This window comes from Pseudomonas sp. RW10S2 (assembly GCF_014268985.1).
Lineage (GTDB): Bacteria > Pseudomonadota > Gammaproteobacteria > Pseudomonadales > Pseudomonadaceae > Aquipseudomonas > Aquipseudomonas wayambapalatensis.
On sequence record NZ_JABWRO010000042.1, the window covers coordinates 1 to 22,427 of the forward strand.

A 22,427-nucleotide genomic window follows, 5' to 3' on the forward strand; every position below is an offset into this window, starting at 1 on the left:
AGCGGGCACTTTTTTTCTCTCTCTTTCAAAGACGGACCCCGTAAAAACTCCATCATGGACCCTTCCCCTGGTATCAGCCTCGCCTCTGTATTCGCCGATTTTGGCATGATTCTCTTTGCCCTGTTCCTGGTAGTGCTCAACGGCTTCTTCGTTGCCGCCGAGTTCGCCATGGTCAAGCTGCGCTCTACCCGCGTCGAATCCATCGCCGAGCTGCACGGCTGGCGCGGCAGCATCCTGCGCAAGGTACACAACCAGCTCGACGCCTACCTGTCGGCCTGCCAATTGGGCATCACCCTGGCCTCGCTGGGCCTGGGCTGGGTCGGAGAGCCGGCCTTCGCCCACCTGCTCGAACCGCTGCTGGCCTACCTGGGCGTCGACAGCCCGGAACTGATCAAGGCCGTGTCGTTCTTCGTCGCCTTCTTCGTGATCTCGTACCTGCACATCGTGGTCGGGGAGCTGGCACCCAAATCCTGGGCGATCCGCAAGCCCGAGCTGCTTTCGCTATGGACGGCAGTGCCGCTGTACCTGTTCTACTGGCTGATGTATCCAGCGATCTACCTGCTCAACGCCAGCGCCAACACCATCCTGCGCATCGCCGGCCAGGGCGAGCCCGGGCCGCACCATGAGCACCACTACAGCCGTGAAGAGCTCAAGCTGATCCTGCACTCCAGCCGCGGCCAGGACCCAAGCGACCAAGGCATGCGCGTGCTGGCCTCGGCGGTGGAAATGGGCGAGCTGGAGGTGGTCGACTGGGCCAACTCCCGTGAAGACATGGTGGTGCTCGACGCCAAGGCACCGCTGAAGAACATCCTGGCGATGTTCCGCCGCCACAAGTTCAGCCGCTACCCGGTGTACGACGCCGAGCGCGAAGAGTTCACCGGCCTGCTGCACATCAAAGACCTGCTGCTGGAGCTGGCCGAACTGGACCACCTCCCTGAAACCATCGACCTGGAAGACCTGGCCCGACCGTTGGAGCGCGTATCGCGACACATGCCGCTGTCGCAGTTGCTCGAACAGTTCCGCAAGGGCGGTGCCCACTTCGTGCTGGTCGAGGAAGCCGATGGCAAGGTGATCGGCTACCTGACCATGGAAGACGTGCTGGAAGTGCTGGTCGGCGATATCCAGGACGAACACCGCAAGGCCGAACGCGGCATCCTCGCCTACCAGCCGGGCAAGCTGCTGGTGCGGGGCGACACGCCGCTGTTCAAGGTCGAACGCCTGCTGGGCATCGACCTTGACCATATCGAGGCCGAGACCCTCGCCGGCCTGGTCTACGAGTCGCTCAAGCGCGTGCCCGAGGAAGAGGAAGTGCTGGAAGTCGAAGGCCTGCGCATCATCATCAAGAAGATGAAAGGGCCGAAGATCGTCCTGGCCAAGGTGCTGAAGCTCGATTGACAGCGCTGTTCAAGGATTCCCCGCCGTGAAGTCCGGCAACCCGCCAATCGGACGGTCGAAGCGGTAGGGAATCGACTCCAGCGCCAGCCCCACATTGCGCTGCACCACGAAATGCAGGTGCGGCCCACTGCTGTTGCCGGTGTTGCCTGACTTGCCCAGCACCTCCCCCTGCGCCACGCGTTGCCCTTCGGCTACCACCACTGACCCACGCATCAGGTGCAGATAGACACCCATGGTGCCGTCTGCGTGCAGGATGCGTACGAAGTTGCCAGAAGGATTGTTACCGCGTCCGGTCTGACGATTCTCCATCTTCACCACCACCCCGCCCCTGGCGGCGATGATCGGTGTGCCTTCGGGCATGGCGATGTCCATGGCGTAGCGCCCCTTAGGGCCGAAATGGCTGTAGCGCCCATTGGGCCCCTGACTCAACCGGAACGGCCCGCCGCGCCAAGGGAACGGGTAGCGATACGCCTGCGGGCGCTGAGCGGGGTCGCCCATGGCATGGCGTAGCTTGGCCCGGTATTTCAGCTGGCTGCCCGGACGCGCCATCACCACGCTCAGCACCTGCGTGGAACGCGGCGCCAGCACACGTCGAACGAGACGCGGAGCATTGCCGTCGCGCGCGTTGACCAGGCCTTCCAGACGCAGCTCGACCTCCACGGGTGCGAACAGGTCATTGCGCGCCGAAAAACGCACACCGCCAACCAGTGCCTCGGGATGCAGGCGGACTTGATCGTCGAGACGTTCGACCATCGGCTCGCGCAGCGCCATTGCCCGTGCACCAGGGCTGGGCTGATAGGAATAGGACGCCACGCCGAAGGTGTCGGTGGTGCTGTAGAGGGTCATGGCCATGCCCGGTGCCGAAGCCACGAGCAGGGACAGCAGCAGGCAGGCGCGCATGATAGTGGCTTTTTGACAGTTGTTATGTCTTGAGCCTAGCAGCGGGTTACACCGGGGGGATGACAGTTGGTCGGGTGGCCGACCCGACTTCTGCAGGAGGGGCCTTGTGCCGCTCCTGCAGGGAGGTGGAACAGCGGATCAACCGCCCGGAGTGAAGTGCTTCTGCGCAGTCCCGCGGGCGATCAATCGCGACAGGTAATCGAGCTTCTGAGCATCCTGATCGACGAACTTGAACGTCAGTTGCAACCAGTCGCTCTCAGGCTTGGGTTCGAGCGCAGCGATGGCGTGCAAGTAACCGTTCAAGCGCGCCACCTCGGCGCTCTCGCCCTGCTCCAGGTCGAGCACCGCGCCTTCGAGCACCTGCGGCAGCGCAGCACTGCGGCGCACCACCAACAGCGCTTCCTTGAGGCTCAGGGCCTTGATCACGCAGGGCTGGATGCCGCTCGACAGGCGCAACTGCCCCTGGCCACGCCCACTCTGGGCGGCTGCAGCGGCGCTTTGTGGCGTCGGTGCATTGATCAACGGCTTGGCAGCCGCAGTCGGTGCAGGCGTTGGCGCGACCTTCACAGCCTCGGGCTTGCCGCCCGTCAGGGCGCTCAGCGAGTCGTTGGCAAAGGCCGAATTGACTCGCGCCGGCGCGCCCGCCACCAGAGCCTCGAGCTTGCCGATCTTGGTCAGGGATTTCTTCACCTTGGTCAGCAGCTGTTCATTGGTGAACGGCTTGCCGACGAAGTCGGAGACACCGGCCTGGATGGCCTGGATCACGTTCTCCTTGTCACCCCGGCTGGTCACCATGATGAACTGCAGGGCTTTCATTTCTTCCTGCTGACGGCACCAGGTCAGCAGCTCGAGGCCAGACATCTCCGGCATCTCCCAGTCGCACAGGACCAGGTCGAAACGTTCCTTGCTCAGCATGGCCATGGCCTTGCGGCCATTGACCGCGTCTTCGATGACCATGCCCGGGAAGGCATTGCGCAGGCACTTCCTCACCAGGTCGCGGATGAACGGCGCATCGTCCACGACCAGCACATTGACTTTACTCATCGATACTCCTCTTGAATCCCGACTAGCATACCGCCGACTGATGGCAATTTGCCAAACCACTGGTCACGCCGGGACGTTTCAAGACTGTTCGCGGGTGCCTGCTGTATCTGCCACAAACGAAAACGCCCGGACGAGGCCGGGCGTTGATGCTCGGGAGCAATATTACTTATCGTCCGATTCGTCCGGAACATTAGCCTTTTCGGCAGCGCCGGAGGTGTCGCCCTGGACCTCGGCCTTCATGCGCTTGAGGCCCATGTGGCGAACATCGGTGCCACGCACCAGGTAGATCACCAGCTCCGAGATATTGCGGGCGTGGTCGCCGATACGCTCCAGCGAGCGCAGGGCCCAGATGACGCTCAACACCCGCGAGATCGAACGAGGGTCTTCCATCATGTAGGTGACCAGCTCGCGCAGCGCGGTCTTGTACTCGCGGTCGATGGTCTTGTCGTACTGGGCCACCGACAGTGCCAGCTCGGCGTCGAAACGGGCGAAGGCGTCCAGTGCATCACGGACCATGTTGCGCACCTGGTCGCCGATGTGGCGCACCTCGACGTAGCCACGGGGCGACTCGCCTTCCTCGCACAGCTGAATGGCGCGGCGAGCGATCTTGGTCGATTCGTCGCCGATGCGCTCCAGGTCGATCACCGACTTGGAGATGCTGATGATCAGACGCAGGTCGGACGCCGCCGGCTGGCGACGGGCGAGGATGCGTACGCACTCCTCGTCGATGTTGCGCTCCATCTGGTTGATCTGTTCATCGACCTCACGCACTTGCTGGGCCAGGCCCGAATCGGCTTCGATCAGCGCGGTCACGGCATCGTTGACCTGCTTCTCGACCAGGCCCCCCATCGCCAGCAGGTGGCTGCGCACTTCCTCGAGTTCGGCGTTGAACTGCTGGGAGATGTGATGGGTAAGGCTTTCTTTGTTGATCATCGTTCTTTAGTCCCTGAATCCTGTAGGAGCGGGCTTGTCGGGGCGCCGAATCGCCGCGCTGCTAGCCGTAACGCCCGGTAATGTAGTCTTCGGTCTGCTTCTTCGCCGGATTGGTGAAGAGCGTGTCGGTATCACCGAATTCGATCAGCTTGCCCATGTACATGAACGCGGTGTAGTCGGAGACGCGCGCCGCCTGCTGCATGTTGTGGGTCACGATGACGATGGTGTACTTGGACTTCAGCTCGTAGATCAGCTCTTCGACCTTCAGCGTGGAGATCGGGTCCAGTGCCGAGCACGGCTCATCGAGCAACAGCACCTCAGGCTCCACGGCGATGGTACGGGCGATCACCAGACGCTGCTGCTGACCACCGGACAGCCCCAGCGCCGAGTCGTGCAGGCGGTCCTTGACCTCATCCCACAACGCCGCGCCCTTGAGCGCCCACTCGACCGCTTCGTCGAGCACGCGCTTCTTGTTGATCCCCTGGATACGCAAGCCATAGACCACGTTCTCGTAGATGGTCTTGGGGAAAGGGTTGGGCTTCTGGAACACCATGCCCACCCGGCGGCGCAACTCGGCCACATCCTCGCCCTTGCGGTAGATGTTGTTGCCGTACAGGTTGATGGCACCTTCCACGCGGCAGCCATCGACCAGGTCGTTCATGCGGTTGAAGGTGCGCAGCAGCGTGGACTTGCCGCAGCCGGACGGGCCAATGAAGGCGGTCACGCGCTGTTTGGGGATGTTCATCTGCACATCGAACAGCGCCTGCTTGTCGCCGTAGAACAGCGACAGGCCCGGGACTTCGATAGCCACGGTCTCTTCGGCCAGGCGCAGGCTCTGCTTGTCGCGGCCCAGGGCCGACATGTCGATGCCGTGGGAGTGGGATTCTTGCTGCATGGTCAACTCCATACGCTATCAATTCGTTTCACAGGGCCGCTCGCTCTGCGGGCGGCCCGCTTGCAATCAGATTCAGCTGTCGAGCGCCTTGTACTTCTCGCGCAGGTGGTTACGGATCCACACCGCCGAGAGGTTGAGGGTCGCGATCACCAGCACCAGCAGCAGCGCCGTGGCGTAGACCAGCGGCCGTGCGGCCTCGACGTTGGGGCTCTGGAAGCCGACGTCGTAGATGTGGAAGCCCAGGTGCATGATCTTCTGGTCGAGGTGCAGGTAAGGGTAGTTGCCGTCCACCGGCAGCGACGGCGCCAGTTTCACTACACCCACCAGCATCAGCGGCGCCACCTCGCCTGCGGCGCGCGCCACGGCGAGGATCATGCCGGTCATCATCGCCGGGCTGGCCATCGGCAGAACGATCTTCCACAGTGTCTCGGCCTTGGTCGCACCCAGGGCCAGCGAACCCTCGCGCACCGTACGCGGGATCCGCGCCAGGCCTTCTTCGGTGGCGACGATCACCACCGGGACCGCCAGCAGTGCCAGGGTCAGCGAGGCCCACAACAGGCCTGGCGTGCCCAGCGTAGGCGCCGGCAGCGATTCGGGGAAGAACAGCCGGTCGATCGAGCCACCCAGCACATAGACGAAGAAGCCCAGGCCGAACACGCCATAGACGATCGCCGGCACCCCGGCCAGGTTGTTCACCGCGATGCGGATCAGCCGGGTGACCGGGCCTTGCCTGGCGTACTCGCGCAGGTAGACCGCCGCCAGCACGCCGAACGGGGTGACGATCACGGCCATGATCAGGGTCATCATCACTGTGCCGAAGATGGCCGGGAAGATACCGCCTTCGGTGTTGGCTTCACGCGGGTCGTCGCTGAGGAACTCCCAGACCTTGCTGAAGTAGGCACCCATCTTGGTCATCGCCGACATGCCGTTAGGCTGGATGGCATGCACCACCTTGCTCAGGTTGATCTCCACCTGGCGGCCGTTGGCGTCGCGGGCCACCAGGCTGTCGCGGGCGAAAGCCTGGTGCAGGCCGGTCAGGCGCTCCTCGATGGTCTTGTAGCGGCTGTTCAGCTCAGCACGCTCAGATTCGATATCGGCCTGGGCAGCCGCATCCAGCTTGCCCTGCAGTTCCAGCTTGCGGCTGTGCAGGCGCAGGCGTTCGAGGCCGTGGTTGATAGAGCCAATGTCTTTCTTCTCGAGCGACACCAGTTGGTCGTTCAGGTCACTGGCGCGCTTGAGGCGGCTCTGCAGTTCGTTCCAGGCGCTCGGACCTTCGGCGACCACACGGCCCTCTTCCTTGACGCTGACCAGGTAACCATAGAAGTTGCCCCACTCGCGGCGCTCCAGGGCGATCAGGTCGGCGGGCTTGCTCTGGTCCACCAGCCAGTCACCGACCAACCAGGTGAAGTCGCTGCCGTTGAGGTCGCGGTTACCGACCTTGACCAGCTCGCGGGTCATGAACTCCGGGCCCTGGTCAGGTACCGGCAGGCCAGCGCTCTTGAGGCGCTCGCGCGGAACTTCTTCCTTCTGCACCACTTCGCCGACGATCACATGATCGGCCTGGCCGGGCACCTTGTAGGTGGCCTGGATCAGGTCGGCCGGCCAGAAGTGGCCCAGGCCGCGCATAGCGATCACGGCGAGCAGGCCGACGGTCATGATCACCGCCATGGCGACCGCGCCACCGCTGATCCACACGCCCGGCGCACCGCTCTTGAACCAGCCTTTGAGGGAATCCTTTTTCACGGATCTCTACCTTTCTATCAAAGCGACGAGTATTTCTTGCGCAGACGCTGGCGAATCAGCTCGGCCAAGGTGTTCATGATGAAGGTGAACATCAGCAGCACGAGGGCGGCGAGGAACAGCACACGATAGTGGCTGCCGCCGACTTCCGATTCGGGCATTTCCACGGCCACGTTGGCGGCCAGGGTGCGCATGCCCTCGAACAGGTTCATCTCCATCACCGGGGTGTTGCCGGTGGCCATGAGCACGATCATGGTCTCGCCCACCGCCCGGCCCATGCCGATCATCAGCGCCGAGAAGATGCCCGGGCTTGCGGTGAGGATGACCACGCGGGTCAGGGTCTGCCAGGGCGTCGCACCCAGCGCCAGCGAGCCCAGCGTGAGGCTGCGCGGCACGCTGAACACGGCGTCTTCGGCGATCGAGTAGATGTTCGGGATGACCGCGAAGCCCATGGCGATACCCACCACCAGGGCGTTGCGCTGGTCGTAGGTGATTTTCAGGTCGTGGCTGATCCACAGGCGCATGTCGCCGCCGAAGAACCAGCTCTCCAGGAACGGGCTCATGTACAGCGCGAACCAGCCGATCGCCAAGATCACCGGGATCAGAATCGCGGCCTCCCAGCCATCCGGGATGCGCTGGCGGATCGACTCCGGGAGGCGGCTCCAGGAGAAGCCCGCCACCAGGATGCCGATCGGCAGGATCAGCAGCAGGCTGAACACGCCCGGGAGGTGGCCTTCAAGATACGGCGCGAGGAACAGGCCGGCGAAGAAGCCGAGGATCACCGTCGGCATCGCTTCCATCAGCTCGATCACCGGCTTGACCTTGCGGCGCATGCCCGGCGCCATGAAGTAGGCGGTGTAGATGGCCGCGGCAATGGCCAGCGGTGCTGCCAGGATCATCGCGTAGAACGCGGCCTTGAGCGTACCGAAGGTCAGCGGCGACAGGCTCAGCTTGGGCTCGAAGTCGGTGTTGGAAGCGGTGGACTGCCAGACGTACTTCGGCTCGTCGTAGTTCTCGTACCAGACCTTGCCCCACAGCGCGCTGAAGGACACTTCAGGGTGCGGGTTGCGCAGGCTCAGCGGCAGCAGCTTGCCGCCTTCTTCGATCATGATGCGGTTGGCACGCGGCGACAGGGCCAGCACGCCGGCGCTATCGGCGACCGGCTCGACCAGCAGGGTGCGGTGCGCGGTGCTGTGGAACACACCAAGCTTGCCTTCGGCGTCCAGGGCGATGAAGCCCTTGCGACGCTCCTCGGCATCGATCTGGGCGATCGGCGCCTTGCCCAGCTGGAAGCTGCGGATCAGTTTGAAGCGCGATTCGCCATCCGGGTCGCGGGCCATGAACCACTGGCTCAGGCCGCCCTTGGAGTCACCGAAGATCAGCGAGATGCCACCGACCAGCTGGCCACTGGCGGTGATTTCGGCGTTGCCGTCCTCGAGGAGCTTGTAGCGACCGTTGAGGCTCTTCTCGCGCAGGCTGAAGACATCGGCGGTGGCACGACCGTTGACCACGTAGAGCCATTGCTGGCGTGGGTCGATGAAGATGTTCTTCACCGTTTCGGTCATCTGCGGCAGCGCGATGCGATTCTGCTCGGTGGTGGTCTCGCCGGTCATCATGTTTTCAGTGCGCGACAGCTCGATCACCTGCAGTTGCGCACCGGTGGAACCCGCCAGCAGCAGGGTGTCGCCATTGAGGTTGACGCTCACGTGCTCCAGCGCACGGCCCTGTTCGTCGAGGACGAACGGATCCTGGCCATAAGGGTAATCGATACCCGCATTGATGGTCTTCTTGTTGTCCGGGTAGGTGATCTTGTAGGTGTGGTGGAACACCAGCGCCTGGCCATTGGACAGCCCCAGCACCACCAGCGGGCTACCCGGCTGGTCGGTACCGATCGAACTGACCGTGGTGCCCGCGGGCAACGGCAGCTCGACCCGCTTGAGTTCGGCACCGGTCTTGGTGTCGAAGAACAGCGCCTGGCCCTTGTCGGAAACGCGCATGCCCACGAGGTTCTGCTCCTCGAGGGCGATCATCAGCGGCTTGCCGGCATCCTGCTGCAGCCAGGTCGGCTCCAGGGCCTTCTTGCTGGTCAGCTCGGCGCCCTGGAACAGCGGCAGCACCACATAAGCCAGGTAGAAAAAGATCAGGGTGATGGCTGCCAGCACGGCAAGCCCGCCCACCAGGACATACCAGCGGGTCAGGCGATCCTTCAACGCGCGCAGACGGCGCTTGCGTTGCAGCTCGGGCGTATTGAAATCAATGCGCACGGGAGGGGTATTCGGGGTCATCTTGGAATTGGCCAGATCATTCATGCGCACACCCTAGCGGTCCCGTATGACAGAAACATGACAGTGTAGTGACGCAAAAAAGCCCGCCGCTCAGGGTGCCTGGCTTCGGACTGGAGAAAGTCGTGGAAGGGGCGGCAGCGGATGCCGTCCCCTTCCGGGTATCGCGTATTACTTGTGGGACAGGCCCAGGTCACCCAGGGTCTTCTCGACCACTTTGGCCGGCAGCGGGATGTAGCCATCCTTCACCACGACCTGCTGGCCTGCCTGCGACAGGACCAGCTTCACGAACTCGGCTTCCAGCGGGGCCAGAGGCTTGTTCGGTGCCTTGTTGACGTAGACGTACAGGAAGCGCGACAGCGGGTAGGTGCCGTTCAGGGCGTTGGCTTCGTTGTCTTCGATGAACTCGCCGCCTTCCTTCTTGGCCAGGGCTACGGTCTTGACGCTGGCGGTCTTGTAACCGATACCCGAGTAGCCGATACCGTTCAGCGAGGAGCTGATCGACTGCACCACCGAGGCCGAGCCAGGCTGTTCGTTGACGTTAGGCTTGAAGTCGCCTTTGCACAGGGCTTCTTCCTTGAAGTAGCCGTAGGTGCCCGATACCGAGTTACGGCCGAACAGCTGGATTGGCTTGTTGGCCAAGTCGCCGGTCACACCGACGTCACCCCAGGTCTTGATCTCGGCCTTGCCACCGCACAGGCGGGTGGAGGAGAAGATGGCGTCGACCTGAGCCATGGTCAGGCCCTTGATCGGGTTGTCCTTGTGCACGAACACGGCCAGGGCGTCGACAGCGACCGGGATGGCGGTCGGCTTGTAGCCGTACTTCTGCTCGAAGGCCTGCAGCTCGACGTCCTTCATCTTGCGGCTCATCGGGCCCAGGTTGGCGGTGCCTTCGGTCAGCGCGGGTGGTGCGGTGGACGAGCCGGCAGCCTGGATCTGGATGTTTACGTTCGGATATTCCTTCTTGTAGGCCTCGGCCCACAGAGTCATCAGGTTCGCGAGGGTGTCGGAACCGACGCTGGAGAGGTTGCCCGATACGCCAGTGGTCTTGGTGTAAGTCGGGATAGCAGGGTCGACAGCGGCGACCGCGTTGGCGGCAGCGACGCCAGCGGCGGCAAAGGTCAGGGCCGCCATCAAACGCTTCAGTTTCATGCCTTGCTCCTAGCAGGAATATGGGGGTGTTGGATGGAACGGGGCCCAGTATCGGCAGGCCGCATGAACACGATATGACCTAATTGTGACAAATGGATGAAAGGCCATCATCGTTGCCGAGGATGGCCTTCCGGGCGCCGCAAGAAACCGACTCAGCGCTTGTTGATCAGCAGGTACACCCCGACCAGCAGCCCTACAGCGCACAGGCCAGCCACATAGTAGGCCGGTGCCATGGGGCTGAACTTGAGCAAGGCGGTCACCACCATCGGGGTCAAGCCGCCGAAAATCGCGTAGGCGACGTTGTAGGAGAACGACAGCCCGCTGAAGCGCACCACTGCCGGGAAGGCCTTGACCATCACATAGGGCACCGCGCCGACCAGGCCGACGAACAGGCCGGTGATGGCATACAGCGGGAACAGCAGGTCAGGGCGAGTCGGCAGGCTGTGGTAGAACGCCCAGGACGAGGCCAGCAGCGCCAGGCTGCCGATCACGAACACACGCCCGGCACCGAAGCGGTCGGCCAGGCTGCCGGCGCCGATGCAACCCAGGCTCAGCAGGACGATGGCCAGGCTGTTGGCCTTCAGCGAATCGGTCGGGCTGACATGGTAGAGGCTCTGCAGCAGCGCCGGGGTCATCAGGATCACCACCACGATGCCCGCCGACAGCAACCAGGTCAGCAGCATCGACAGGATGATCGCGCCACGGTGGTCGCGCAGCACCGCGCGCAGCGGCAGTTCTTCGGCCAGCGCCTTGCGCTGCTGCATCTCGGCGAACACCGGGGTCTCGTGCAGCCAACGACGCAGGTAGACCGCGAACAGGCCGAACACGCCACCGAGCAGGAAGGGGATCCGCCAGGCGTAGTCGGCCACTTCTTCCGGGCTGTAGACGGTATTGATCAGGGTCGCCACCAGCGACCCCAGCAGGATGCCTGCGGTCAGGCCGGCAGTCAGGGTGCCGCAGGCGTAGCCGGTATTGCGCTCCGGTACGTGTTCGGAGACGAACACCCAGGCACCCGGCACCTCGCCGCCAATGGCGGCGCCTTGCACCACGCGCATCAGCAACAGCAGGATCGGCGCCCACAGGCCGATCTGTGCGTAGGTCGGCAGCAGGCCCATGATCAGGGTTGGCAAGGCCATCATGAAGATGCTCAGGGTAAACATCTTCTTGCGCCCGAGCAGGTCACCAAAGTGCGCCATGACGATGCCGCCCAGCGGCCGCGCCAGGTAACCTGCAGCGAAGATGCCGAAGGTCTGCATCAGGCGCAGCCATTCGGGCATGTCGGCGGGGAAGAACAACTTGCCCACCACCGTGGCGAAGAACACGAAGATGATGAAGTCGTAGAACTCCAGGGCTCCGCCCAGGGCGGACAGTGAGAGGGTCTTGTAGTCACTGCGGGTCAGCGGCCGCGAGGGCTGCTCGATACTGCTCGGCACGGAGGTCATGGACGTTCTCTTATAAGGCAGGCCGCTTGTGCTGCGGCTTCTGGCGCGGGAATGGGAAGATAACAAATTGCCCCGCGTCGCTCATAGAGGTACAAAAACCCTACAGATATTCATCAATGTGCGGTCGTCGCTGGCCGATACCGTCTATATACTGCGCTCTTTGTAGGAGTTCGTAGGAAAAGGTTGCTTACGATATGGGATGTTGTGCGAAAACGCCGGTCATTAAGGGCAGGCGGTTTCGCAGAGTTTCCCTTTGGCCGCCAACCGGAGCGAAATCAGCGTAGTATGTTTCTGGCTGAATCGTTTTTCAGGGCGTCCGTCACCGCGCCAACCAACGAAGCGTCACGGGTCAGAGGCCCCACGGCATGATTGAGCTCGAACAAGAAGATCCTATCCCGCAGGGCGACCTGGCCCTTCAGATCACCGCGTTGCCGCGTGAAACCAACGGCTTCGGCGATATTTTCGGCGGCTGGCTGGTCGCCCAGATGGACCTGGCCGGCACGGCCATGGCCAGCCGCGTGGCTGGCGGCCGTGTGGCCACCGTAGCGATCGATCGCATGGCATTCCTGGTGCCGGTGGCCGTGGGCGCGCAACTGTCGTTCTACACGCAGACCCTGGAGATCGGCCGCAGCTCGATCCAGATGATGGTCGAGGTCTGGAGCGACGACCCGCTGTCCAGTGAATGGCGCAAGGTGACCGAGGCGGTGTTCGTCTTCGTGGCCATCGACGGCAGTGGCCGCACCCGCTCCGTACCTCGTCGCTGAACCCGGCGCGCGGTAAACTCGTTGCAGGCTTCGAGGTCCAACGGCCTCACCTGCAATCAACGAGACGAGCGCATGGCAACCTTCAAGGTCGACACCGAGCAACACGGCGAACTCAATTGCTGGCGCATCACCAGCCAGCACGCCGAACTCCTCATCGCCCAGCAGGGCGCGCAGATTCTCAGCTACCAGCCCATCGGTGACGAACCCCTGCTGTGGCTCAGTGACCAGGCGATCTTCCGCCAGGGCAAGTCAGTACGCGCCGGTGTGCCGGTATGCTGGCCGTGGTTCAGCAACTTCCAGCGTAATCCCGATTCGGTCAAGACCATGTACCACGGCAGCGAGGCGCCAGCCCACGGCCTGGTGCGCGGGCGTGACTGGCAGTTGCTGGGCGTCGAGGAAGTCGGTGAAAACCTGCGAATCGAATTCGATCTGCCCGAGGCCCAGGGCCAACTGCCGGACTGGCCGCACAAGGTCGAGCTGCGTCTGCTGATCGAGCTGGGCGCACAACTGCACGTCTCGCTTTCCAGCCGCAACCTGGGCGACGCCAACGTCACGCTCAGCCAGGCACTGCACAGCTATTTCGCCGTCAGCGATGTGCGCCAGGTACAGGTGGAAGGCGTCGAGGGGCTGCCCTACATCGAGACCCTGGAAGGCTGGGAACAGCGCACCCAGCAGGGCAAGCTGGGCTTTGCCGGCGAAACCGACCGCATCTACCTGAACGCACCCGAGCGCCTGGCGATCGTCGATCCGCAATGGAAGCGGCGCATCACCTTGCACGCCACCGGCTCACGCAGTGCAGTGATCTGGAACCCCTGGACCGACCGCGCCCGCGAGCTGCCCGACATGGCCGATGATGGCTGGCAGCGGATGCTGTGCGTGGAGACGGCGAATGTGTGGGATGACGTGGTGGAGCTCAAGCCTGGCGCCAGCCATGTGCTTCAGCTGGTGATCGGTCGCGAAGCGCTCTGACTCAACAGGACACCGCCACACCGCGCTGCCTGGCACGGGCTATGCCCGTGTTCGAGGGCAAGCCCGCTCCCACAGAGGGATTGGGCTGGCCTTTAGATTTTGAGCAAGACAGTTGCTCCCAAAGAGAACTATGCCCCTGCAAGAACCGGTTCAGGCTCAAAGATCGGCGTCCTCGACCACCCTCACCTTCCCCGCGTCCAGCGCGTACGCCGCATCGGCCAGGTCATTGCTGACCTTCTCGATCTTCAGCGTGCCGGTCACCCACAGTGGCGTGTAGATATCGGCGATCTTCAACCCTTTCGGATAGCGCACCAGCACCAGCTGGTTCGGCGGTGGCGGCGGCACGTGGATGCAGGCGCCCGGATAAGGCACGAGGAAGAACAACGTACTGTTGCCCTTGGCATCGCTCTCCAGCGGCACCGGATAGCCACCCAGGCGGATCTGCTTGCCGTTCATGGCCGCCACGGTCTTGGTCGAATACATCACCGCCGGCAAGCCCTTGCTCTGCTTCAGCCCGCCCTTGGCGGTGAAGGTGCCCATGGCTTCGGGGGAGTTGTGATCGATCTCGGGCATCTGCTCAAGAGCCTTCTGGTCCGACTTGGGCATCAACTCCAGCCAGTCGGTCTCGGGCAGCTCGGCATGGGCCAGGGTGCTGGCCAGCAACAGGGGAAGAAGGAATAACGCACGCATGGCAATGCTCGGCAACTCAGGTGAATTGCCGCGCATTCTAGCCTGTGTTCAGCGCTTCTTGATGAATCCGTAGATCACCAGCAGCACGATGGCGCCGACCAGGGCACCGAAGAAGCCCGCCGCCTGCCCGGCCTGGTAGATGCCAAGGGCCTGCCCGCCATAGGTCGCCACCAGGGAGCCGGCGATGCCGAGCAGAATGGTCATGATCCAGCCCATGCTGTCGTCCCCGGGTTTCAGGAAGCGCGCCAGCAAGCCGACGATCAGGCCGATGAAGATGGTTCCGATGATGCCCATGGCAATCCCTCTGCAGTGAAGATGGAACACGCCAAAGCCTAGACAGCGCTTTGGCGTGTTCCATCTCAGAGGGCCTGCACCAGGCAGAAGTTCGATCAGTCGGCGATCAACGCCTCTACCTCGGCGATCTTGGCCTTGAGCGTGGCCATGTCCTTGCAACGCAGGGTGGCGTGACCGACCTTGCGGCCGACCTTGAACGCCTTGCCGTAGTGGTGCAGATGGCAGTCGTCGATGGCCACGACCTTGGCGACCGCAGGCACTTCGCCGATGAAGTTGAGCATCGCGCTCTCACCCACCTTGGCCGTCGAGCCCAGCGGCAGGCCGGCGACGGCCCGCAGGTGGTTCTCGAACTGGCTGCACTCGGCGCCTTCGATGGTCCAGTGCCCGGAGTTGTGCACGCGCGGGGCGATTTCGTTGGCCTTCAGGCCACCGTCGACTTCGAAGAACTCGAACGCCATTACGCCGACGTAGTCGAGCTTTTGCAGCACACGGCCGACGTAATCTTCAGCCAGCGCCTGCAGCGGATGCGCGACGCTTGCCACCGACAGTTTCAGGATGCCGCTGTCATGGGTGTTGTGCACCAGCGGATAGAAGCGCGTCTCGCCATCGCGGGCCCGCACGGCAACCAGCGAGACTTCGCCGGTGAACGGCACGAAGCCTTCCAGCAGGCAAGGAACGCTGCCCAGCTCGGCGAAGGTGCCGACCACGTCTTCTGGCTTGCGCAGGACCTTCTGGCCCTTGCCGTCATAACCCAGGGTGCGGGTCTTGAGCACGGCCGGCAGGCCGATGCTGGCCACTGCCGCGTCGAGGTCGTCCTGCGAAAGGATGTCGGCGAAGGCCGGGGTCGGAATCCCCAGGTCGCGGAACATGCTCTTCTCGAACAGGCGATCGCGCGCGATGCGCAGGGCTTCGGCGCTTGGGTAGACCGGCACGAACTGCGACAGGAAGGCCACGGTTTCCGCCGGGACGCTCTCGAACTCGAAAGTCACCAGGTCGACTTCCTCGGCCAGCTGGCGCAGGTGGTCCTGGTCGCCGTAGTCGGCACGCAGGTGCTCGCCCAGGGGGGCGGCGCAGGCGTCCGGTGCCGGGTCGAGGAAGGCGAAGTTCATGCCCAGCGGAGTGCCCGCCAAGGCCAGCATGCGACCCAGTTGGCCGCCACCGATTACACCGATCTTCATGTCGTCAGCCTCAAGCCTGGCGGGGGTCCGGGTTGTCCAGGACGGTTTCGGTCTGCTCCGTGCGGAACTGCTTGAGCGCCGCATGGTACTGGGGATGCTTGGCACCCAGGATGCTTGCCGACAGCAGCGCGGCGTTGATCGCGCCAGCCTTGCCGATGGCCAGGGTGGCAACCGGGATGCCGGCCGGCATCTGTACGATCGACAACAGCGAATCGACGCCCGACAGCATCGACGACTGCACAGGCACGCCCAGCACCGGCAGGTGCGTCTTGGCGGCGCACATGCCCGGCAGGTGCGCAGCGCCACCGGCGCCGGCGATGATCACCTCGATGCCGCGGCCTTCGGCCTCTTCGGCGTACTGGAACAGCAGGTCCGGGGTCCGGTGGGCGGACACCACCTTCACCTCGTAGGGAATGCCGAGTTTTTCCAGCATATCGGCGGTGTGGCTAAGGGTGGACCAATCGGACTTGGAGCCCATGATCACGCCAACCAGTGCACTCATCGTCGAGCCTCTTCGCTTGTGCGCCCTTGGGCGCCGTCAAAAAACAACAAGCCACGCGGGACGACCGGCGTGGCTTGTTTGCTGATCATGACCGGATCGATCCGGTCGAGGGGCCGCGCAGTATACCGTAACGCGAGGCATTGCTGGCACCCCTGGCGACCAACTGTCGGCCTTATTTTTCGGGGCTTTGACTGACTTTTGAGTCAACTGCGCCTGCCAGCGCGCCACCTTCGAGCTTGCGCCACAGCAGGCGCACGTTCGCCTTGCGCACCAGGGCGCAGCGGTAGAGGCGAATCTCCAGCGGCACATGCCACTGGCTAGGGCCGCAGATCGCCAGCTCGCCACGTTCCAGCTCGCCACGCATCGACAGGCGCGGCACCCAGGCGATACCCATGCCTTCGAGCGCCATGCTCTTGAGACTGTCGGCCATCGCCGTTTCGTACACCGTGGTGTAGCGCAGGTTGCGCTGACGCAGCAGCAGGCTGACGGATCGCCCGAGGAATGCCCCGGCGCTGTAGGCCAGAAGCGGCACGCTGCCCTCGCCTTCGAGGTCGAACAACGGCTTGCCATCGGCACCGACGGCGCAGACTGGCAACATTTCGGTGGTGCCCATGTGCAGCGACGGGAAGATCTCGGCATCCATCTGCAAGGCAGCGTCGGGGTCGTAGAAGGCCAGCATCAGGTCGCAGCCACCTTCCCTCAAGGCATGCACCGCATCGCCCACGTTGGTGGCCACCAGGCGGGTGGCGATGTTCAGGCCGTCGTTGCGCAACTGGGCCACCCAACGGGGGAAAAAGCCTGACGCCAGCGAGTGCGCCGCCGCCACCTGGACCACCTCACCCTGTCCGCCTTCCAGGTGATGCAAATGGCGGAGAACTTCGCTCAACTGGTCGACAACGGTACGCGCTGTGACAAGAAAAAGCTGACCAGCCTCGGTCAGCTCGATGGGCGTGCGGGAACGGTTCACCAGGGTCAGGCCCAATGCCGCTTCCAAGCTGCGGATGCGTCGGCTGAAAGCCGGCTGCGTCACGAAACGGCGCTCCGCCGCCTGGGAAAAACTGCGTGTGGAGGCCAGGGCACTGAAGTCTTCCAGCCACTTGCTTTCAAGATTCATCGAGAAGCTCCGCAGGCATGCACCAAAATGGAACACGCTCGATTGTCAATCGGCGTCACATCAAACCGTATGCCGTTTGTGCATAGGTTAGCGCCTAACAGCATTGGCCGACAAATCTGCCGAAGCCTAGGATTGGCGGCATTCCGGCAGGTGCCGGGTTTAAATTGAGATGATATCCGTCATGTCCTCCGCTGCATCGTTCCGCGTCGAAAAAGACCTGCTTGGTACCCTTGAAGTCCCTGCCGATGCCTACTACGGCATCCAGACTCTGCGCGCTGCCAACAACTTCCACCTCTCAGGCGTTCCGCTGTCGCACTACCCGAAACTGGTAGTCGGCCTGGCGATGGTCAAGCAGGCCGCTGCTGACGCCAACCGTGAGCTGGGGCACCTGAGCGATGCCAAGCACGCCGCCATCAGCGAGGCTTGTGCCCGCCTGATCCGTGGCGACTTCCACGAGCAGTTCGTGGTGGACATGATCCAGGGCGGTGCTGGTACTTCCACCAACATGAACGCCAACGAGGTCATCGCCAACATCGCACTGGAGGCCATGGGTCACCAGAAGGGTGAGTACCAGTACCTGCACCCGAACAACGATGTGAACATGGCGCAGTCGACCAACGACGCCTACCCGACCGCCATCCGCCTGGGCCTGCTGCTGGGCCACGACGCCCTGCTGGCCAGCCTCGACAGCCTGATCCAGGCGTTTGCCGCCAAAGGTGAAGAGTTCAGCCACGTACTGAAGATGGGTCGTACCCAGCTGCAGGACGCCGTGCCGATGACCCTGGGCCAGGAATTCCGCGCCTTCGCCACCACCATGACCGAAGACCTCAACCGTCTGCGTTCGCTGGCACCGGAACTGCTCACCGAAATCAACCTGGGCGGCACCGCCATCGGAACCGGCATCAACGCCGACCCGGGCTACCAGGCCCTGGCGGTACAACGCCTGGCAGCCATCAGCGGCCAGCCACTGGTTCCGGCGGCCGACCTGATCGAAGCCACCTCCGACATGGGCGCCTTCGTGCTGTTCTCCGGCATGCTCAAGCGTACCGCGGTCAAGCTGTCGAAGATCTGCAACGACCTGCGCCTGCTGTCCAGCGGCCCACGCACCGGCATCAACGAGATCAACCTGCCGGCGCGCCAGCCAGGCAGCTCGATCATGCCAGGCAAGGTCAACCCGGTGATCCCGGAAGCGGTCAACCAAGTCGCCTTCGCCATCATGGGCAACGACCTGGCCCTGACTGTCGCCGCCGAAGGTGGCCAACTGCAGCTGAACGTGATGGAGCCGCTGATCGCCTACAAGATCTTCGATTCGATCCGCCTGCTGCAACGCGCCATGGACATGCTGCGCGAGCACTGCATCGTCGGCATCACCGCCAACGAACAGCGCTGCCGTGAACTGGTCGAGCACTCGATCGGCCTGGTCACCGCCCTGAACCCGTACATCGGCTACGAAAACGCCACCCGTATCGCCCGCGTCGCCCTGGAAACCGGCCGCGGTGTTCTGGAACTGGTGCGCGAAGAGAAGCTGCTGGACGAAGCGATGCTCAACGACATCCTGCGTCCGGAAAACATGATCGCTCCACGTCTGGTTCCGCTGAAGGCGTAACCCGACCGCTGCAACCTGTCTCACCAGGTCGAGGGACTAGACACCTCTCAACCTTTCAAGGGCCCGAGCGCACGCTTCGGGCCCTTTTTTTATACGCAGCACTCGCAGACACTTCCCGGCACACTACTTGCTCGATAATGCCCCTCACCCCAACGGGATGCCGAGCATGCTGCACAGCCACCTCACCACCCTCAACGCGGTTTCGTTGATTCTCAACGTGTTCCAGGAAGAGGGCTGCACTGCCTCGCAACTGCTCGCCGGCAGCGGCATAGGCCCGGCCGACCTGGGCCATCCCGATGCGCGCATCACCACCCAGCAAGAACTGCAGGTGTGTGCCAATGCGGTCGCCCGACGCGAGGAGATCGGCCTGGAGCTGGGGCGGCGGATGCATGTGTCGTGCTACGGCATGCTCGGTTACGCCTTGCTCTCGAGTGCCACTTTGGGTGACGCCCTGCGCCTGGCACTGCGTTATCCGGCACTGCTGGGAACAATCTTCCAGTTGCGCCTGGTCGACGACGGCCAGCGTGTCTGGCTGAGCGCCAGCGATTATCGCGAGGAGCCGGCACTGGCAGCGTTCAATGCCGAATTCTGCCTGGTCTCGCTGAAAGTCATCTGCGATGACCTGCTCGGTCGGCCGCTACCCTTGCTGGCGGCACGCTTCGAACATGCACGTCCCGCCTATCATCTGCTCTACGCCGGTGCATTCCCCTGCCCGACAGGCTTCGAATCGCGAGACAACGCCTTTGCCTTCGAACGGCGCTGGCTCGACATGCCACTGCCCCTGGCCGATCCCATCACCCACAAAGCCATGGCCGAACGCTGCAGGCGCCTGAACCTGGAGTTCACTGGCCGCCAAGCCTGGCTGGGGCGCATTCGCCAGTTGCTGATGCAGCAGCTCGATGCGGCGCCTGGGCTCGAGGGGCTGGCGCGGCAGATGAACTGCTCGTCGCGCACCTTGCGTCGACACTTGCAGGCGCTGGGCAGCAGTTATCAACAGCTGCTCGATGAGCTGCGCTTCGAACGGGCCAAACAGTTGCTCGCCGAAGACCAGATGCCGATCTACCGGATCGCCGAAACCCTGGGGTTCAGCGAGACGGCAAGCTTCCGGCATGCGTTTCAACGCTGGAGTGGCGTAGCGCCCAGCCATTTTCGCGGGTAGTCGGCAGCGGCCCTGCCGGGGCGCAAGAGGCCGAAAATATCCCCGCACGACCCGATCCGGCCATCGCCAGTGGCCATATCGATCCCCTTTTGGCCGTTTGCAACGTTCTCCCCACCTGGCCCGCCCACCACAATGGGCCCACGCCAGTCACCTTCGGAGAACAACAAATGCTGACGATCTATTCCGATGACCATCGCCTGCACCACGGCCGCTGCGAGCTGATCGACGGCAAGCTGATGCCGTGTTTCGAGATGCCCTCGCGCGCCGACCATGTGCTCGCTCGCGTTCAGCAGCAAAAGCTTGGCCCGGTCCAGGGCCCGAACGACTTCGGCCGCGCGCCACTGCTGCGCATCCACAGCGCCGCCTACCTGGACTTCTTCGAAGGCGCCTGGGCGCGCTGGGCGGCCATGAACCAGGAGGGCGACCTGCTGCCGTTCACCTGGCCAGCACGCACCCTGCGCCAGATCAAACCCACCGGCCTGCACGGCGAACTGGGCTACTACAGCTTCGACGGTGGAGCGCCAATCACCGCTGGCACCTGGCAAGCCGCCTACAGCGCCGCGCAAGTCGCCCTGACCGGGCAGGCCGCGATCCAGAACGGCGCCCATGCCGCCTTTGCCCTGTGCCGTCCGCCAGGGCACCACGCCGCCGCCGAAGTGATGGGCGGCTACTGCTACCTGAACAACGCCGCCATCGCTGCCCAGGCCTTCCTCGATCAGGGCCGGCGCAAGGTCGCGATCCTCGATGTCGACTACCACCACGGCAACGGCACCCAGGACATCTTCTACGAGCGTAACGACGTGTTCTTCGCCTCGATCCACGGCGATCCGACCGACGAGTTCCCGTTCTTCCTCGGCTATGCCGACGAAACCGGCGAGGGTGCGGGCGAGGGCTGCAACGTCAACTATCCTCTGCCGGCAGGTAGCGACTGGGCCACCTGGAGTGCCGCCCTCGAAGACGCCTGCCAGCGCATCGCCGCCTTCGACGCCGACGTGCTGGTGATTTCGCTCGGCGTGGACACCTTCAAGGACGACCCGATCTCCCAGTTCAAGCTCGACAGCCCGGACTACCTGGAGATGGGCAAGCGCATCGCCCAGCTCGGCAAGCCGACCCTGTTCGTGATGGAAGGTGGTTATGCCGTCGAGGAAATCGGCATCAACGCAGTCAATGTGCTGGAAGGGTTCCAGCGCGCCCAGCCAGGAGCCTGATCATGCGTCCACTCAAGCGTCTGCTCGCCCCGCTCGTTGCTGCCGGCCTGCTGGCCGGCGGCGTTCAGGCCCATGCCGAACAACGCACCCTGCGGGTGTACAACTGGTTCGACTACATCACCCCGCAGACCCTGGTCGATTTCCAGAAGGATGCCCAGGTCAAGCTGATTTACGACATCTTCGACACCAACGAAGCACTGGAAGCCAAGCTGCTGACCGGCAACTCCGGCTATGACGTGGTCGTGCCCTCCAACGTGTTCCTCGCCAAGCAGATCGAGGCCGGGGTCTTCCAGCCCCTGGACCGCAGCAAGCTGCCGAACTGGCAGCACCTGGACCCAACGCTGATGAAGCTGATCGAGGCCAACGATCCGGGCAACAAGTTCGCGGTGCCCTACATGTACGGCACCATCCTGATCGGCTTCAACCCGGCCAAGGTGAAGGCCGCGCTGGGTGACGACGCGCCGGTGGACAGCTGGGACCTGATCTTCAAGGAAGAGAACATCGCCAAGCTCAAGCAGTGCGGCGTGGCGCTGCTCGACTCGCCGTCGGAAATCCTGCCGCTGGCCCTGCAGTACCTGGGCCTGTCGCCCAACAGCGACAAGCCTGAGGACTACAAGAAGGCCGAGGCGCTGCTGATGAAGATCCGCCCGCACGTCACCTACTTCCATTCCTCGAAATACATGGCCGATATCGCCAACGGCGACATCTGCGTGGCAGTGGGCTACTCGGGCAGCTTCTCGCAGGCCGCCAACCGTGCGCGCGAAGCCAAGAATGGCGTGGTGGTGGACATGCGCCTGCCCAAGGAAGGCGCGCCGATCTGGTTCGACATGCTGGCCATTCCGAAAAATGCAGCGAACCCGGACGACGCCCACACCTTCATAAACTACCTGTTGCGCCCGGAGGTGATCGCGCCGATCAGCGACTTCGTCGGCTACCCCAACCCGAACAAGGACGCGACCGAGAAGGTCAGCCCGCAGATTCGCAACAACCCGAACCTGTATCCGACGGCTGAAGCGATGACCACGCTGTATACCCTCAAGCCGCTGAGCAAAGAGGCCGAGCGGGCACGGACCCGGGCCTGGACGCGGATCAAGTCCGGCACCTGAGTCGCCTGCTTCGCGGGCAAGCCCGCTCCTACAAAGAGCCTGTAGGAGCGGGCT

General features: G+C 63.5%; 20 protein-coding genes. 7 read left to right on the plus strand and 13 right to left on the minus strand.

Going from position 1 to position 22,427, the window contains the following annotated elements; genetic code table 11:
- Window positions 1-54: 54 nt before the first annotated feature.
- Window positions 55-1,395 carry a hemolysin family protein gene (locus HU729_RS11470; protein ID WP_186670089.1) on the plus strand — a complete coding sequence of 447 codons (1,341 nt, stop codon included), beginning with the start codon at window positions 55-57 and terminating at the stop codon, window positions 1,393-1,395.
- A gap of 9 nt (window positions 1,396-1,404) precedes the next feature.
- Here HU729_RS11470 and HU729_RS11475 read toward each other — a convergent pair whose 3' ends face one another.
- The 8 genes from HU729_RS11475 to HU729_RS11510 form a co-directional block, all read right to left on the minus strand.
- A complete protein-coding gene (locus HU729_RS11475; protein WP_186710097.1) occupies window positions 1,405-2,295 on the minus strand; it encodes a M23 family metallopeptidase in 891 nt (296 codons plus the stop codon).
- A gap of 138 nt (window positions 2,296-2,433) precedes the next feature.
- Complete coding sequence (locus HU729_RS11480) at window positions 2,434-3,339, minus strand: response regulator (RefSeq protein ID WP_186670093.1); 906 nt, start codon at window positions 3,337-3,339, stop codon at window positions 2,434-2,436.
- Window positions 3,340-3,501: 162 nt separating this feature from the next.
- Entirely contained in the window at window positions 3,502-4,272 is a 771-nt protein-coding gene (phoU, locus tag HU729_RS11485; protein ID WP_186670095.1) for a phosphate signaling complex protein PhoU, read from the minus strand.
- 61 nt (window positions 4,273-4,333) lie between these two features.
- The gene (pstB, locus tag HU729_RS11490; RefSeq protein ID WP_054892955.1) at window positions 4,334-5,167 is read right to left on the minus strand and encodes a phosphate ABC transporter ATP-binding protein PstB; all 834 of its coding nucleotides are present in this window, start codon (window positions 5,165-5,167) and stop codon (window positions 4,334-4,336) included.
- Window positions 5,168-5,239: 72 nt separating this feature from the next.
- On the minus strand, window positions 5,240-6,910 hold the full coding sequence (gene pstA / locus HU729_RS11495; RefSeq protein WP_186710098.1) for a phosphate ABC transporter permease PstA: 1,671 nt from the start codon (window positions 6,908-6,910) through the stop codon (window positions 5,240-5,242).
- Between the two features lie 17 nt (window positions 6,911-6,927).
- Window positions 6,928-9,216, minus strand: coding sequence for an ABC transporter permease subunit (locus HU729_RS11500; RefSeq protein WP_186670100.1), 2,289 nt, complete (start codon window positions 9,214-9,216; stop codon window positions 6,928-6,930).
- 144 nt (window positions 9,217-9,360) lie between these two features.
- Window positions 9,361-10,341, minus strand: a complete 981-nt coding sequence (locus HU729_RS11505; RefSeq protein ID WP_054892958.1) for a phosphate ABC transporter substrate-binding protein PstS — start codon at window positions 10,339-10,341, stop codon at window positions 9,361-9,363.
- 152 nt (window positions 10,342-10,493) lie between these two features.
- Window positions 10,494-11,783, minus strand: a complete 1,290-nt coding sequence (locus HU729_RS11510; RefSeq protein WP_186670102.1) for an MFS transporter — start codon at window positions 11,781-11,783, stop codon at window positions 10,494-10,496.
- A 365-nt stretch (window positions 11,784-12,148) separates the two neighbouring features.
- Here HU729_RS11510 and HU729_RS11515 point away from each other — a divergent pair, with 365 nt between their 5' ends.
- Window positions 12,149-12,547, plus strand: coding sequence for an acyl-CoA thioesterase (locus HU729_RS11515; protein WP_003253317.1), 399 nt, complete (start codon window positions 12,149-12,151; stop codon window positions 12,545-12,547).
- A gap of 72 nt (window positions 12,548-12,619) precedes the next feature.
- Entirely contained in the window at window positions 12,620-13,516 is an 897-nt protein-coding gene (locus tag HU729_RS11520; RefSeq protein WP_186710099.1) for a D-hexose-6-phosphate mutarotase, read from the plus strand.
- Window positions 13,517-13,672: 156 nt separating this feature from the next.
- On the opposite strand, the gene HU729_RS11525 is transcribed toward HU729_RS11520, so the two are convergent.
- The 5 genes from HU729_RS11525 to HU729_RS11545 form a co-directional block, all read right to left on the minus strand.
- Window positions 13,673-14,206 carry a DUF3299 domain-containing protein gene (locus HU729_RS11525; RefSeq protein WP_186710101.1) on the minus strand — a complete coding sequence of 178 codons (534 nt, stop codon included), beginning with the start codon at window positions 14,204-14,206 and terminating at the stop codon, window positions 13,673-13,675.
- A 48-nt stretch (window positions 14,207-14,254) separates the two neighbouring features.
- The gene (locus HU729_RS11530; protein WP_054892962.1) at window positions 14,255-14,500 is read right to left on the minus strand and encodes a GlsB/YeaQ/YmgE family stress response membrane protein; all 246 of its coding nucleotides are present in this window, start codon (window positions 14,498-14,500) and stop codon (window positions 14,255-14,257) included.
- Between the two features lie 95 nt (window positions 14,501-14,595).
- On the minus strand, window positions 14,596-15,678 hold the full coding sequence (locus HU729_RS11535; RefSeq protein ID WP_186710102.1) for a 5-(carboxyamino)imidazole ribonucleotide synthase: 1,083 nt from the start codon (window positions 15,676-15,678) through the stop codon (window positions 14,596-14,598).
- Between the two features lie 10 nt (window positions 15,679-15,688).
- Window positions 15,689-16,180, minus strand: a complete 492-nt coding sequence (gene purE / locus HU729_RS11540; protein ID WP_186670110.1) for a 5-(carboxyamino)imidazole ribonucleotide mutase — start codon at window positions 16,178-16,180, stop codon at window positions 15,689-15,691.
- A 172-nt stretch (window positions 16,181-16,352) separates the two neighbouring features.
- A complete protein-coding gene (locus tag HU729_RS11545; RefSeq protein WP_186670112.1) occupies window positions 16,353-17,294 on the minus strand; it encodes a LysR substrate-binding domain-containing protein in 942 nt (313 codons plus the stop codon).
- 181 nt (window positions 17,295-17,475) lie between these two features.
- On the opposite strand from HU729_RS11545, the gene aspA reads away from it, so the two are divergent.
- The 4 genes from aspA to HU729_RS11565 all read left to right on the plus strand — a co-directional run bounded on the left by aspA (window position 17,476) and on the right by HU729_RS11565 (window position 22,373).
- Complete coding sequence (aspA, locus tag HU729_RS11550; RefSeq protein WP_054892966.1) at window positions 17,476-18,900, plus strand: aspartate ammonia-lyase; 1,425 nt, start codon at window positions 17,476-17,478, stop codon at window positions 18,898-18,900.
- Window positions 18,901-19,066: 166 nt separating this feature from the next.
- Complete coding sequence (locus tag HU729_RS11555) at window positions 19,067-20,059, plus strand: AraC family transcriptional regulator (RefSeq protein ID WP_186710103.1); 993 nt, start codon at window positions 19,067-19,069, stop codon at window positions 20,057-20,059.
- A 167-nt stretch (window positions 20,060-20,226) separates the two neighbouring features.
- Window positions 20,227-21,267, plus strand: coding sequence for a histone deacetylase family protein (locus HU729_RS11560; RefSeq protein WP_186710104.1), 1,041 nt, complete (start codon window positions 20,227-20,229; stop codon window positions 21,265-21,267).
- Between the two features lie 2 nt (window positions 21,268-21,269).
- Window positions 21,270-22,373 carry a polyamine ABC transporter substrate-binding protein gene (locus HU729_RS11565; RefSeq protein ID WP_186670116.1) on the plus strand — a complete coding sequence of 368 codons (1,104 nt, stop codon included), beginning with the start codon at window positions 21,270-21,272 and terminating at the stop codon, window positions 22,371-22,373.
- The last annotated feature ends 54 nt before the right edge of the window (window positions 22,374-22,427 follow it).